11 protein-coding genes are annotated in these 13,781 nt (G+C 55.5%); 6 read left to right on the top strand and 5 right to left on the bottom strand.

Going from position 1 to position 13,781, the window contains the following annotated elements; genetic code table 11:
* Positions 1-134: 134 nt before the first annotated feature.
* From bamD to BC440_RS01575, 5 genes are all read right to left on the bottom strand, one after another.
* Positions 135-959 carry an outer membrane protein assembly factor BamD gene (bamD, locus tag BC440_RS01595; RefSeq protein ID WP_007089768.1) on the bottom strand — a complete coding sequence of 275 codons (825 nt, stop codon included), beginning with the start codon at positions 957-959 and terminating at the stop codon, positions 135-137.
* A 222-nt stretch (positions 960-1,181) separates the two neighbouring features.
* Entirely contained in the window at positions 1,182-2,150 is a 969-nt protein-coding gene (gene lpxC / locus BC440_RS01590) for a UDP-3-O-acyl-N-acetylglucosamine deacetylase (RefSeq protein WP_063095086.1), read from the bottom strand.
* A gap of 311 nt (positions 2,151-2,461) precedes the next feature.
* Positions 2,462-4,147, bottom strand: a complete 1,686-nt coding sequence (gene ftsZ / locus BC440_RS01585) for a cell division protein FtsZ (protein ID WP_007089766.1) — start codon at positions 4,145-4,147, stop codon at positions 2,462-2,464.
* A 255-nt stretch (positions 4,148-4,402) separates the two neighbouring features.
* Positions 4,403-5,653 (bottom strand): cell division protein FtsA, encoded by a 1,251-nt coding sequence (ftsA, locus tag BC440_RS01580; protein WP_007089765.1) that lies wholly within the window; start codon positions 5,651-5,653, stop codon positions 4,403-4,405.
* Between the two features lie 187 nt (positions 5,654-5,840).
* The gene (locus BC440_RS01575) at positions 5,841-6,620 is read right to left on the bottom strand and encodes an IclR family transcriptional regulator C-terminal domain-containing protein (RefSeq protein WP_037992128.1); all 780 of its coding nucleotides are present in this window, start codon (positions 6,618-6,620) and stop codon (positions 5,841-5,843) included.
* Between the two features lie 178 nt (positions 6,621-6,798).
* Here BC440_RS01575 and BC440_RS01570 point away from each other — a divergent pair, with 178 nt between their 5' ends.
* From BC440_RS01570 to BC440_RS01545, 6 genes are read left to right on the top strand one after another with little or no spacing between them, the layout of a single operon-like run.
* The gene (locus BC440_RS01570; RefSeq protein ID WP_063095088.1) at positions 6,799-8,316 is read left to right on the top strand and encodes an ABC transporter substrate-binding protein; all 1,518 of its coding nucleotides are present in this window, start codon (positions 6,799-6,801) and stop codon (positions 8,314-8,316) included.
* A gap of 25 nt (positions 8,317-8,341) precedes the next feature.
* The gene (locus BC440_RS01565; protein ID WP_007089762.1) at positions 8,342-9,259 is read left to right on the top strand and encodes an ABC transporter permease; all 918 of its coding nucleotides are present in this window, start codon (positions 8,342-8,344) and stop codon (positions 9,257-9,259) included.
* 1 nt (position 9,260) lies between these two features.
* Positions 9,261-10,184, top strand: coding sequence for an ABC transporter permease (locus BC440_RS01560; RefSeq protein ID WP_007089761.1), 924 nt, complete (start codon positions 9,261-9,263; stop codon positions 10,182-10,184).
* 10 nt (positions 10,185-10,194) lie between these two features.
* Positions 10,195-11,208: an ABC transporter ATP-binding protein gene (locus BC440_RS01555; RefSeq protein ID WP_063095090.1), complete on the top strand. Its 1,014-nt coding sequence runs from the start codon at positions 10,195-10,197 to the stop codon at positions 11,206-11,208.
* Complete coding sequence (locus BC440_RS01550) at positions 11,208-12,173, top strand: oligopeptide/dipeptide ABC transporter ATP-binding protein (RefSeq protein ID WP_007089759.1); 966 nt, start codon at positions 11,208-11,210, stop codon at positions 12,171-12,173. Before BC440_RS01555 ends, BC440_RS01550 begins: the two co-directional genes overlap by 1 nt.
* Entirely contained in the window at positions 12,170-13,756 is a 1,587-nt protein-coding gene (locus tag BC440_RS01545) for a gamma-glutamyltransferase (protein WP_063095092.1), read from the top strand. The genes BC440_RS01550 and BC440_RS01545 overlap by 4 nt, the downstream gene beginning before the upstream one ends.
* The last annotated feature ends 25 nt before the right edge of the window (positions 13,757-13,781 follow it).

Below are 13,781 nucleotides of genomic sequence, written 5' to 3'. Positions count from 1 at the left end.
AGCTTTGGCAGAACGCAAAATCTGCCGCATCCCTGTGTGCCGCAGGAAAGAGCGAAAAATGTTGAAAAACAACTGACAAGAAATCGGTGTTCCTGATGCGTTCTCGTGTCGGAAGTCACGCGACGCGTCAAGAATCAGAACCAGTCACCAAGGGCGGTGGTGGTCGAATGCCACCAGCTTTCTCCCTCGCGGGTGTTTATGCCGTCACCAACCAGAAGATCGTATGATTCCTCATACCACGGACTGCCCGGGAAGTTATGACCCAGTACCGATGCGGTGCGTTTGGCTTCGCCTTCAAGACCAAGTGCCAGATAGCTTTCGGTCAGGCGCGCAAGTGCTTCGGGGACATGCGTGGTGGTCTGGTATTTGTCGAGGACCATTTTAAACCGGTTGATCGCAGCCAGATATTCACCGCGATCCTGATAATAACGGCCAACACTCATTTCCTTGCCAGCAAGGTGGTCAACCGTCAGATCCTTTTTCAGTTTCGCGTCACGCGCATACTGGCTGTCGGGGAAACGGCGGATAACGTCATCAAGCGAATCCATCGCATGCTGTGTCATCTGCTGATCGCGGCCGACGTCGGAAATCTGTTCGTAATAGGACAATGCTTTCAGGTAATAGGCGTATGGCACATCCGGGTTTGCCGGATGAAGCGAGATAAAGCGATCAAGGGCTGTGATTGCGTCGTCATACTTGTTGTCCTGATAATAGGCATAGGCCGACATCAGGGTCGCCTTGGTCGCCCACACAGAATAGGGGTGCTGGCGTTCAACCTCGTCAAAGGCCTCGGCTGACTTCTGGTATTCCTTGGCGTCCAGAAGGTCCTGCGCGCTGTTATAAAGTTCGGAAACCGGGCGTTCGACATATGCCGGTTTGTCGTCGCTGGAGCAGGCTGCAAGAAGCAGGGCCAGACCACAAGCAGCAATAACATTCTTGGCGGAAGCCTTACGAAGCACTGTGACGTTTCCTTAAGCTTTGTGACGCGTTCAGGCGGAATTTGCCAGACTATACCATGCCTGTACGGGCATAGGGCAAGGGGTTGTGTTACCCCGCAGGCACTTTTCTGCATCCCGGTCGGAAACCGGATCGCGGTTTCACAAGCCGTGGTTGGGCAACGCAATAAAAAAGCGGCCCCCAGGGACCGCTTTTTGCAAACAAGATCATATCAAAAAAGCTTCTCAAGCCGTTGCGAGCGCAGGGGCTTCAACCGCATGAAGGGCCGATTTGCGCATTGGCACAACGCGCCACGCACTTGCATCGGCAAACAGCGCCTTCAAAAGCAGGTTGTTGACATGGTGACCGGATTTATATGCCGTCACTTTGCCCTGCAACTGCTTGCCGGCGGTGTAAAGATCGCCAAGCGCGTCAAGAATCTTGTGACGGACGAATTCGTCGTCGTAACGAAGACCTTCTTCATTCATGACTTCGTCGCCCGAAAGGACAACGGCGTTATCAAGCGAACCGCCCCGTGCAAGGCCCATCGACCGCATGGCTTCGACTTCGTGCAGGAAGCCGAAAGTCCGTGCACGGGCGATATTGGCAACAAACACGCCATCGTCGAATTTGACCGACATGCGCTGATTGTTGATTGCCTTGCTGGCGAAATCGATTTCGAAATCGACCTCAAAGCCATGCCCCGGTTCGATCCGCGCGGTGCAGCCCTTGTATTCGACTTCAACCGGTTTCAGAACCTCAATTACCTGACGCGGTGCATCCTGTTCCTCAATCCCGACGCAATCGATCAGGAAGTTGAACGGTGCCGAACTGCCATCCATAACCGGCACTTCGTCGGCATCAATGTCGATCAGAACGTTGTCGATGCGTTGCCCCGCAAGGGCTGCCATCAGATGTTCGATGGTGCCAATCTTGATCCCGGCACCCCTGTCACCAAGGCAGGTGCAAAGCTGCGTATCGATCACACCATCGTAACGTGCCGGAAACAGCGGTTGGCCATCCAGATCCGTGCGGCGGAATACGATACCGTGATTTTCAGGTGCAGGGTGCAGGGTGATGCGGATTTTATGACCTGAATGAAGCCCGACACCGGCACAGCCGATGGATGCTTTAAGGGTCCGCTGACGCACGACATCATGATCAGATGCGCCCGAATGCGAAAGGGCAGCGCTGAGGTCTGCAATTTTGTTCACGGGAACCCCCAAAAGTCAGGTCAGTCAAGTTTGTCAATGAATGCGCCCTATCGGCGCTTGGGGTATGAACCCCATTTCTTAGTTTCAGACCCTACAGGCGCTGTGACAAGAGAACAAATCACTCTTTGTTACGCTTTGTAAACTGGATAAGTAACTGATAAATAAAGAAACAATGTGGAAAATCTGATCGAATATCATTTCAGGTTACGCAGAGGCAGATGTTTGGATGACCGGGCCGCATTAAAAAACTTGGACCGCATTAAAAAAAGGGGAAGGCCAAAGCCTTCCCCTTCTTCGCGCGGAGAATGTCGTCAGTTGGCCTGACGACGCAGGAAGGCCGGAATTTCCAGAAGGTCGTCAGACGCATTCGACGTCTTGACGCGGGAAGCTGGATCCGCCTTCAAGGACTGGTTTGCATTCTCGCCAAGCGACATTTCGGTCTGGCGCGGTGCCGGAGCCTGCGGCTGCGGGTGTGCCTGACGCGGTGCCGCGTGGTGAGACTGTTCTGAATGGTCTTCGTGACCGCCCTTGTTTTTACCAAACAGGGTCCGCAGACCAAAGCGCGGCGGGGTTGCGTTCTGGGCATCTGCTGCTTCGAACACATCCGGGCTGTGATTTTGTTCTGCGTCGCTCGGACGGGCTGGGCGCGGCGGGATAAAGGCCATGTCACCGTTTTCTTTCGGCTTTTCGGCCGGGGTGAAATGCTGTGCCGGACGCGAAACCGGCTTCGGTTTCAGAACGGTCTGACCCAGTTCAATCGAACCGGTATTGTTGCCAGCAGGCTGATTGCTCAGTTCCGGCTGCTGGGCGCTGCCGGTTGCGGCAAAACGTTCTGCCGGAATTTCGTCGATTGATGCACCGCCCTGATAACCATCATGCCCATTTGCAATGGCGGCGTCCGCGGCGCTGGCGACGGCGGCTGCCGCACCGTGCTGACCAAAGGATGGGGTTGCCGGTTTTGCGGCCTGTTCGGCCGGTTTGACCGGGGCAACCGAAACGGTGGTCGGCTGCGGACGACGGACTTCCTCGGCATCGATACCGGTGGCAACCACGGAAACGCGCAGTGCGCCTTCGATGGTCGGGTCGAACGTCGAACCAAAGATGATGTTGGCTTCCGAAGCAACTTCCTCGCGAATACGGTTCGCGGCTTCGTCGACTTCGTAAAGGGCCATATCCATGCCGCCGGTGATGTTGATCAGGACCGCACGTGCGCCCTTCATCGAAGCATCTTCCAGAAGCGGATTTGCGATGGCGGCCTCGGCGGCCTCAAGGGCACGTTTTTCACCCGTGGCTTCACCGGTGCCCATCATGGCTTTGCCCATCTCGCTCATGACGGTGCGAATGTCGGCAAAGTCAAGGTTCACAAGGCCCGGGACCATCATCAAATCGGTGATGGAGCGCACGCCGTTGCGCAGAACGTCATCAGCCATCTGGAAGGCATCTGCGAATGTGGTTTTTTCATTCGCGACCCGGAACAGATTCTGGTTCGGAATGATGATCAGCGTATCAACATATTGCTGAAGCTGCTCGATCCCCTGTTCGGCAGTGCGCATACGGCGCGTGCCTTCGAAATGGAACGGTTTGGTAACGACCCCAACCGTCAGAATGCCGGCTTCCTTGGCAGCACGTGCAATGACCGGGGCCGCACCGGTACCGGTACCGCCGCCCATGCCCGCGGTGATGAACACCATGTGGCTGCCTTCAAGCTGGGCCTGAATGTCTTCGATGGATTCTTCGGCGGCCGCACTGCCCGCATCGGGACGTGCGCCAGCACCCAGACCCTGGGTGATTTTGCGACCAAGCTGCATCTTGCGTGCTGCTTTGCTCTGGCTCAGGGCCTGTGAGTCGGTGTTGGCAACAACAAAATCACAACCTTCAAGTTCGGATGCGATCATGTTGTTAACGGCGTTTCCGCCAGCGCCACCGACGCCGATAACGGTAATCTTCGGTTTCAGGTTTTCTTCCGTTTCAGGAACGGAAAAATTGATCGTGCTCATTGTTTGCTCTTCCTCTCCGCGCTTTAGAGCTTAAGATCGGCGCGGCCTTCCCGTTGCCACGCTAAGTCTCAGGTGTCCCCCGGACATTAGACCTTGGCATTCGTTTTAGCGGGCAAAGAGTTATTGCCGTATTAATAACAATGGAAGATTTCGAAAATTATCGCGTTTTTTTCGCGAAATAATTTTCGCGTTGCGTAAAACGCCTTTCCTGCCGGATCGGGCAGGCCGCGAAAAGCCTTGGGACGGACAGGGAAACTAGAAGTTTTCCTTGAACCATGCGCCAAGTCGACCCCAACGCCCACCCGATTGACGGATTTGAGCCATTGCTTCGCTAAGCGGATCGTTCTGCTGCTGAAGGGCGCGCAACAACAAACCTGCACAGGCCGAAAATGCCGGGCCGGCTGTGGCTTCGGCAAGACCTGATACCCCGTGCGGTGTGGCAATGGTGGCCGGGCGTTCGAACATCTGGCTTGCCAGATCGGCAATCGCGTTAAGCTGGCTGGCACCACCCGTCAGAACGATGGAACGGCCGCCGATCTGTGACAGGCCATGCTCGTCCAACTGATCGCGAATCAACTCAAACGTTTCTTCAAGGCGCGGTTTGATGATGTTGATCAGCATCGAACGCGGCACGTGATTGACGTTGTTTTCGTCTTCATCGCCGATCACAGGGACCGCCAGGATTTCCTGATCGTCGGACGGCGATGTCAAAGCACTGCCGTGCAGTGTTTTCATGCGTTCGGCATGATTAAGCGATGTATTGAGCCCATAGGCGATATCGCGCGTCACATGCGCCCCGCCGACCGGTACGGTCGCGGTATAGATCACCTGACCGCCGTGGAAGACGGCAACGCTTGTGGTGCCGGCCCCCATATCGATGACAGTCGCGCCAAGGTCGCGTTGATCGGCAGTCAAAGCCGACAGGCCCGATGCCAGTGGGGTGACGACTGTTTCCTCGATCCTCAGATGGCAACGCCCCAGAAGGGTTTCCAGATTGCGAAGCGGGGCGGTCTGGGTGCGCACAAAATGCAGATCAAGCCCGACGACAGACCCGTACATGCCGCGCGGATCACGAAGACCTGTGGCGGCATCGACCCTGAAGCCCAGCGGCACGGTATGGATCAACTCGTCACCCGCCTGGCGCAGAACGGCGTCCTTCTGATCGTTCAGTTTGCGGATTTCAAGATTGCCAATCGGACGCGATCCCAGCGGCAGTTCAACCGTGTGGGTTTCTGATTCCGGGCTGCCGCCAGACAGATTGACGATGACGGAATCAATCGTGTGGCCTGCCATTTTCTCGGCCGCATTCACCGCCGCAAGGACAACTTCCTGTGCAGCATCAAGATTGGCAATTGATCCGCTTTGCAGCCCCTTGGACATGTTATGTCCGATGCCGATGACTTTCGGGGCTTCGCCCTTTTCACGTCGGGCAATAAAGCAACAGACCTTGGACGTGCCGATGTCCAAGGCCGCGATCAAGCCTGATCTGGTTTTGCTGCGTGCCAATTGAATGCTCTGAACTTTTTTAAAAATTATGATCTGATTTCTGTCCGCCAGATCTTATGCCGGTTTTCGCCCATAAGCTGTTGCAAATTGGTTAAGGCAGGGCCGCGTTATTCGGTATTTTCCAAAGCTGTGCGTCTGTCTGAGGCTGTGCTGGCGTTCCCTTGGTCTGGCCGGACCGGGTTTTACCTTATCTGGATGGCACGATCGATTGGGCTGCTTCAACTACAAGCGGGGCAATTTCTGCTTCCGCGCGTTCGATTGTCCAGCGGATCGACGGCAAAGAACAGTGGATGGCGCCAACCGGTATTCCGTCAATGCTGCAGATCGGGGCGGCAACGTTGACTTCATCGGGTAAAACCTGCCCCTGTGTGGTGCAATATCCCTTTTCGCGTGCCATCAGGATATTGTCGAGTATGGCATCGCGATCCATCGTTGTCCGGGGGGTGTATTGCCGGATTGGCCAATTATTCACTGCGTCACGAATGGCCTGATCTGACTGGCGGCTCAGGATAATGCGCCCGGACGAGGCAACCAGTGCTGGCACCCGTCGGCCAATCGCAGAAGCCCCGAAATTGGTGCGGTGGTTGGGCATGCGCACGACATAAATAATATCGGTTCCGATGGGCTCGGCCATGTTGATGGTTTGGGATGTCTGGCGGCTCAGGTCGATCAGGCGGGGCATTGCCAACTGCGCTAGATAATCAGCCCACAGATAGCTGTACGCCATTTCCAGATATTTGACGGATGGCCGAAACCGGCGAGTCTCCGGATTCTTTTCCAGATAGCCAAGCTCGTAAAGCGTGTTGGCATATCGTTGTGCCGCACTCTTCTCGAGGCCGGTAACCTTTACAAGATCGGCCAGCCCAAGTTCGGTTTTGTCTTCTGAAAAAGCTTCGAGTATCCGCATGCCTTTTTCAAGGGATGTGACAAAAAGGGTGTCCTGCTGCCGGGCTTTGGCATTCGCCATGGTCGCGTTTCCTCGGTTTTTTAATGGCAAACGTGCTGGTTGACATGCAGCTTCCAGTTGCCTTATCGTAGTTTTATACAGTACGCTGTATTACAATATAATACAAGATGTTTTAAATGCATCTAATGTGTCTTGCCGCGAACACCGTGAAGTAAGGCACGCATATCAGGAGGCTATAATGAAACAGATCCTTAAGGGGGCTGGAATCTTTGCCCTCGTCATGGCCGCTGCTGGAACAGCTGCTGCCAACAAAGCAGACGATACCCTCAATGTCGCATTCTCCAAAGAGCTTGAAAATGTCGACAGTTATTTCAACTCGGCGCGTGAAGGCGTTATTCTGCAACGCTCCATCTGGGATGGGCTGGTGTATCGCGATCCTTATACCGGCGAGTATCAGGGAAATCTGGCGACGGACTGGAAATGGGTTGATGACAAAACCCTTGAATTCAATCTTCGCCAGGGTGTGACGTTCCACAATGGCGAGCCTTTCGACGCCGACGATGTGGTCGCGACCGTGAACTGGGTTGCGGACGAAAAGAACGGGGTGAAAACCCAGCGCAACGTCAACTGGATGGAAAGTGCCGAGAAGATTGACCAGTTCAAGGTCCGCATTCATCTGAAAGCACCATTCCCCGCAGCAATCGAATATCTTGCCGGACCTGTATCGATTTATCCCAACGAATATTACGCCGAAGCTGGTCCGACCGGCATGGGACTTAATCCGGTAGGGACCGGTCCTTACAAGGTTGTTTCAGTCGAGCCGGGCAAGCATTTCGTGCTGGAGAAGTACGAAAATTATCACAAGGACAGCCCGAAGGGGCAGGCCAATATCGGTCGTCTGGATATCCGTACCATTCCCGATTTCAACACGCAGGCTGCCGAACTGTTCAGTGGCGGTCTGGACTGGATCTGGCAGGTGCCGCCAGATCAGGCCGAAAGCCTTGGCGCGATGGGTGAATTCACGGTTGCCAACGAAAGCACCATGCGCATCGGTTATCTGCAATTTGATGCCGCCGGTCGCAGCGGTGAAAGCAACCCGTTCACCAACAAGCTTGTGCGTCAGGCAATTTCGCATGCCATTGACCGCGAAGCCATCGTTGCATCGATGCTCAAAGGTAAATCCCGTGTGGTCAATTCGGCCTGCTTCCCGTCGCAGTTCGGCTGTGCACAGGACGTCGCTGTCTATGACTATGATCCTGAAAAAGCCAAGCAGCTTCTTGCCGAAGCCGGTTATCCGGACGGGTTGGAAATTGACTTCTATGCCTATCGCGATCGCGAATATGCCGAAGCGATGCTGGGCTATCTCGAAGCGGTCGGTATCAAAAGCAATTTCAAGCTTTTGCAATACTCCGCCCTGCGTGAACTGAGCATGAAGGGCGAAGTACCGATGTCGTTCCAGACATGGGGATCCTATTCGATCAATGATGCGTCGGCGATCGTCAGCCAGTATTTCAAGCTTGGCAGTCTTGACAGTGCGCAAGACAAGCAGGTCAAGGAATGGCTGGATGTTGCCGACAGTTCCGTCGATTCCGAGGAGCGCAAGGAATATTATTCCAAAGCCCTGAAGCGCATTGCGGAAGAAGCCTATTGGTTGCCGTTGTTCTCCTATAACTCGAACTACGTGTTCACCAAGGATCTGGAATATGCACCGACCACGGATGCAATTCCGCGCTTCTTCCAGATGAACTGGAAATAATCCTCCGGATCAGGGGTTCAGAACGGTGTTGGTATATACGTTAAAAAGGCTTGGCTTGGCCTTGCTGGTGACGCTTGCCGTCTCCATGCTTAGCTTCGCGCTTCTCTATCTTTCGGGGGATCCTGCGGCGGCTATTGCGGGTGAAACGGCAAATGCCGAGGATATCGAGGCTGTAAGGGTTTATTACGGTTTTGATCGACCATGGGTCGTTCAGTATGGCGAATGGATGTTCAACGCGATCAGGGGCGATTTCGGCGAAAGTTACTATTTCAAACTGCCGGTGTCGCAATTGGTTGCGGAGCGTCTGTCCGTCACGATGTTGCTTGGCGTATGCGGAATCTCGTTTGCGCTTCTGACGGCGGTGCCGTTGGGCGTTGCCGCCGCCGTTCGCCCCAACAGTCTTATTGACCGGATTGCGCTATTCCTTTCGGTCATGGGGCAGGCCATGCCCAGTTTCTGGTTTGGCCTGGTCCTGATTGTCCTGTTCAGTATCAAGCTTCGCATCCTGCCGCCTTCCGGTTCGGACAGTTGGCAGAACTTTGTGATGCCGACCATCGTGCTGGGTTATTACGCGATGCCTGCCATCATGCGCCTGACCCGTGCCGGGATGCTTGATGTGCTGGGTGCGGATTATGTCCGCACCGCACGCGCCAAGGGGGCGGGTGAATTCCGGGTCATGTTCAAGCATGCCCTTCGCAACGCCATCATCCCGGTTGTCAGTCTGGCCGCCGTTCAGATGGGCTTCATGCTAGGCGGGTCGATTGTCGTTGAATCGATCTTTGCCCTGCATGGGGCGGGCTATCTGGCGTGGGAATCCATTGGTCGCAACGATCTGCCAACCGTACAGGCCCTGATTCTGGTGTTTTCGATGTTCTATATCGTCTTCACCTTCCTGTCGGATTTGTTGAATGCGTGGCTTGACCCGCGCATGAGGGTGGGCTGACATGACCAACACGACCGAAACCATCAACACAGTGGCACCCAAGGTTGAAGCTGAAGTCCTGAGCGGCCCGACGCCGCGACAGGTTCTGCTGACCAAAGTCCTTGGTCACAAGGGACTGATGTTTGGTGCCATCGTGCTTCTGACCATCTTCCTGATGGCGCTTTTCGCACCTCTTCTGGCACCTTATGATCCCTATCATCAGGATTTGATGCATCGAATGATCCCGCCCGTCTGGGATGCCAAAGGCAGTTGGGAAAACATCCTTGGTACCGATCATCTCGGGCGGGATTATCTTTCACGGTTGCTTTATGGCGCACGTATTTCACTGGCCATCGGGGCGATTGCGGCCCTGATTTCCGGCATTATCGGCACCAGTATGGGCGTTGCCGCCGGTTATTTCGGCGGACGTGTCGATGCCTGTGTCACCTTTTTGATCAATGTGCGTCTTGCGATGCCCGTGGTTCTGGTGGCGTTGGCGGTGGTCGCACTGTTTGGCGGATCACTTCAGGTGGTGATTACGGTTCTTGGCCTTTTGCTTTGGGATCGGTTCGCGGTTGTGATGCGATCTGCCACCCTGCAATTGCGATCCATGGAATATGTCACGGCGGCCAAGGCCATCGGCTGTTCAACCAAGCGCATCCTGTTTAGCGAAATCATGCCGAACATCGCCAACAGTCTGATCGTGATTGTGACGCTCGAAATGGCGCATGCCATCCTGCTTGAAGCGGCCCTGTCGTTCCTGGGCCTGGGGGTGCAACCGCCGACACCGTCCTGGGGCTTGATGGTGTCGGAAGGCAAACAGATGCTTCTGTTCCAGCCTTGGATGATTGCCATCCCGGGTGTCGCGCTGTTCATCCTTGTTCTGGCGATCAATTTGCTGGGTGACGGTCTTCGTGACGTTTCCGCACCTGAAAACCGCAACTAGGGGCATCAGTATGGAAAACATTCTTTCTGTTCGCGGCCTGACGGTTGATATCCCGCTGGCAGCCGGAACGCTGCATGCCGTGCGCGGCATTGATTTCGATGTGAAGCGGGGTGAAACCCTGTGTGTGGTGGGTGAATCAGGTAGTGGCAAGTCCCTGACATCGCTTGCGATCATGGGACTTCTGCCCAAGCAGGCGCAACGTTCGGCGCAGGTTCTGGATTTTGAAGGTGTCGATCTGCAAACCGCATCCAATCGGGATATGCGCAAACTGCGCGGCAACCGGATTTCGATGATCTTTCAGGAACCGATGACCTCGCTTAATCCGGCATACACGATTGGCGATCAACTGATGGAAGCCCTTTTGCTTCATCGCAAGGTCCCCAAGACGGTAGCGCGTGACCGTGCCATCGAACTTCTGGAAAAGGTCGGGATCACGGCGGCGGCCAACCGTATGAAACAATATCCCCACCAGCTTTCAGGCGGTCTGCGCCAACGCGTTATGATTGCCATGGCCCTGATGGGCGAACCTGATCTGATCATTGCGGATGAACCGACAACCGCGCTTGATGTCACCATTCAGGCGCAGATATTGCGCCTGCTTAAGGATCTTCAGCGTGAATTGAACATGGCGATGATCCTGATTACCCACGATCTGGGCGTGGTGGCCCGCGTCGCGGACAAGGTCGCCATCATGTATGCCGGTGAAATGGTCGAAGCCGGTAGTGCTGCCGAAGTCTTTACCGCGCCAAAGCACCCTTATACCCGCGGGTTGCTTAATTGCATTCCGGTGCCGGGCAAAACCGCGGTTGGCGAACATCTGGGCTCGATCCCCGGTATTGTGCCGTCTCTTATCGGTGATGTTGCTGGTTGTGCTTTCCGAAGCCGCTGTGACGAGGCAACAGCGCAATGTGCGTCCGATATACCGGCCCGGATTTCACCCGCCGGGCATCTTTATCGCTGTGTTCACGATTATGACAGGTCTGCATCCCTGTCGATGAACCAGCCAAAATCGGGGGAAGCATAATGTCCGTTCCGGTTCTTGAACTTGAAAATGTGTCGAAGATTTTTTCGATCAAGCAGGGCATCTTTGGCAAACGCAAGGATCTTCGTGCGGTCGATGAACTGACCCTGAAACTGCAAAAGGGAGAGGTCCTTGGCCTTGTCGGGGAATCCGGCTGTGGCAAAAGTACCCTTGCACGTATTTTGCTGGGACTGGAAACGCCGACACAGGGCCGGGTTCTGGTCGATGGCGAAGACATTACCAGCCATGACAGATCCTATCTGGCGCGGCGTATCCAACCGATTTTCCAGGATCCCTATTCATCGCTGAACCCGCGCAAGACGATTGGAGATATCATCTCGCTGCCGCTAAGGGTGCACAAGGTCGGCGATCCGCGTGACTGGGATAAGCAGACCGCCGATATTCTTGATGTTGTCGGTTTGCCCAAACGGGTTTTGCGCAGTTATCCCAGCCAGCTTTCGGGCGGGCAACGTCAGCGTGTCGCCATTGCACGTGCACTCATCATGCGCCCGGAAATCGTGATCTGCGATGAACCGACATCGGCGCTTGATGTGTCGGTACAGTCGCAAATTCTTAATCTGCTGTCGGATTTGCGCAATGAATTCGGGCTGACCTATCTGTTCATCAGTCACAATCTTGCGGTGGTCGAACATCTCGCAACAAGGGTGGCGGTAATGTATCTGGGGCGCATTGTCGAAGAAGCAGAAGCATCTTCGCTGTTTGCCGGTCCGGATCATCCTTATACCAATGCGTTGCTGGAATCCGTTCTGACGCCGGACCCGTCCCTTGGCGTGCCCGACACGCAATTGGGTGCCGTATTCCCCAATCCGATCAACCCGCCCAGTGGATGCCATTTCCATCCGCGCTGCCCGCGCGCGATTGATATCTGTTCGACCAAGGCACCGGTGGCGACCCTGCATCAGGGCAAGCGGGTTGAATGTCATCTGGTCGAAGGGGCGGTTCAATGATCCGCGACAATTTTTCCAACATGCAGTCGGTCCGTAAAAACGTCGTCGCCGTCGAAAATGGTGGGGTGGTCGCAGCCCAGCATAAGCTAGGCGCCCAGGTCGGGGCTGACATTCTTGCCGCCGGTGGCGATGCCATTGATGCCGCGATTGCCACATCCTTTGCCATGGGGGTGGTCGAACCCTGGATGAGTGGCCCGGCCGGTGGCGGTGCGATGATGATCTATCGTGCCGATGAAGACCGGACCTATAGCATTACCTTCGGGATGCGGTCCCCCGCCGGGCTTGATATCGCCGATTATCCGTTATCGGGCCAAGGCGTTGCAGGCGACCTGTTCCCGTGGGCGCGGGTCGTCGGGGATCGTAACCAGATTGGTGCAACCGCGATTGCGGTACCCGGTACCGTTGCCGGTATGGAGCTTGCCTTTGACCGGTTTGGCACGATGCCGTGGCGTGATCTTGTTTCGCCGGCGGCCAAGCTTGCGTCGGGCGGGTTATCGGTTGATTGGTATGCCGCCCTTATCATCGCGTCTAGTACCCGCGAACTTGCCAAAAACCCGACCGCGGCGGAGACCTTTCTGGAAGATGGGCAGTGGCCGACTATTGCCGGATGGACGGCCCTTTCGGACAAGCGGATCAATCTTGACCGGATGGCGGCCACCCTGCAACGCATCGCCGATAAAGGTGCGCGTGAATTTTACGAAGGCGATCTTGCGGCGGAAATCGTTGCCGATGTCAGGGACGCCGGGGGATGTTTGTCGCTTGATGACATGAAGTTCTATCAGGCTGTTTTGTCTGATCCGCTGACAGCATCCTATCGCGGGGGGGCGGTCTATACGCCGCCTGCGATGACGGCGGGTGAAAACCTTGCGGAATGTCTGGAAATCCTGTCGCATCAGAATTTTGAGGGGACGTCACCGGGGGCGGATGCCTATGGGGCGTATGTCGATGCGCTTAAGGCGACCTATAAACGCCGGTTGCGCGATATGGGGGACGTTGATGACAGTCGCGCCCCCGCCTGCACCACGCATTTCAGTGTGACGGATCGACATGGCAACATGGTCGCGGTGACCCAGACATTGCTGTCCATTTTCGGATCCAAGGTCGTGCTGCCCGGAAGCGGGCTTTTGATGAATAACGGGATCCTGTGGTTCGATCCCGAACCGGGACGGCCAAACTCGTTAGCACCTAATAAGCGGTGTTTGATGAATGTCTGCCCGGCAATCGGGCGGCACAAGGACCGGCGTTTTGCCATCGGAGCATCGGGCGGGCGCAAGATTTTGCCAGCCATCCTGCAACTGACATCCTGCCTGATGGATTTCGATATGACCCTCGAAGACGCCTTCCATCAGGCGCGGGTTGATTTCAGCGGCGGCGATACGGTGATCATCGATCAAAGCCTTTCGCCCGATATCATTGCGGCTCTGGGGGAAGGGCATCGTTGCGTGACCACGCGCCGGACCGCTTTCCCCTATGCCTTTGCCTGCCCGGCCGGGGTTCTTCGGCAGGGAAACTTCAATCAGGGCATGACCGAAATCATGTCGCCCTGGGGCGATGCGGTGGCGGAAAACCGGGATGGTTCGTGAAACACAAAATGCTCCGTCGTTCCTT

It is taken from the genome of Thalassospira sp. MIT1004 (genome assembly GCF_001858545.1).
In the GTDB taxonomy this organism is placed as follows: Bacteria; Pseudomonadota; Alphaproteobacteria; order Rhodospirillales; family Thalassospiraceae; genus Thalassospira; species Thalassospira xiamenensis.
This window is presented reverse-complemented; position numbering and strand designations above follow the sequence as displayed.

Excerpts from the sequence above, each read along its gene's own strand:
- BC440_RS01545 (WP_063095092.1), top strand. The coding sequence starts at position 12,170 with ATGATCCGCGACAATTTTTCCAACATGCAGTCGGTCCGTAAAAACGTC.
- BC440_RS01575 (WP_037992128.1), bottom strand. The coding sequence starts at position 6,620 with ATGGCGAATGCCAAAGCCCGGCAGCAGGACACCCTTTTTGTCACATCC.
- BC440_RS01570 (WP_063095088.1), top strand. The coding sequence starts at position 6,799 with ATGAAACAGATCCTTAAGGGGGCTGGAATCTTTGCCCTCGTCATGGCC.
- BC440_RS01560 (WP_007089761.1), top strand. The coding sequence starts at position 9,261 with ATGACCAACACGACCGAAACCATCAACACAGTGGCACCCAAGGTTGAA.
- ftsZ (WP_007089766.1), bottom strand. The coding sequence starts at position 4,147 with ATGAGCACGATCAATTTTTCCGTTCCTGAAACGGAAGAAAACCTGAAA.
- BC440_RS01555 (WP_063095090.1), top strand. The coding sequence starts at position 10,195 with ATGGAAAACATTCTTTCTGTTCGCGGCCTGACGGTTGATATCCCGCTG.
- BC440_RS01550 (WP_007089759.1), top strand. The coding sequence starts at position 11,208 with ATGTCCGTTCCGGTTCTTGAACTTGAAAATGTGTCGAAGATTTTTTCG.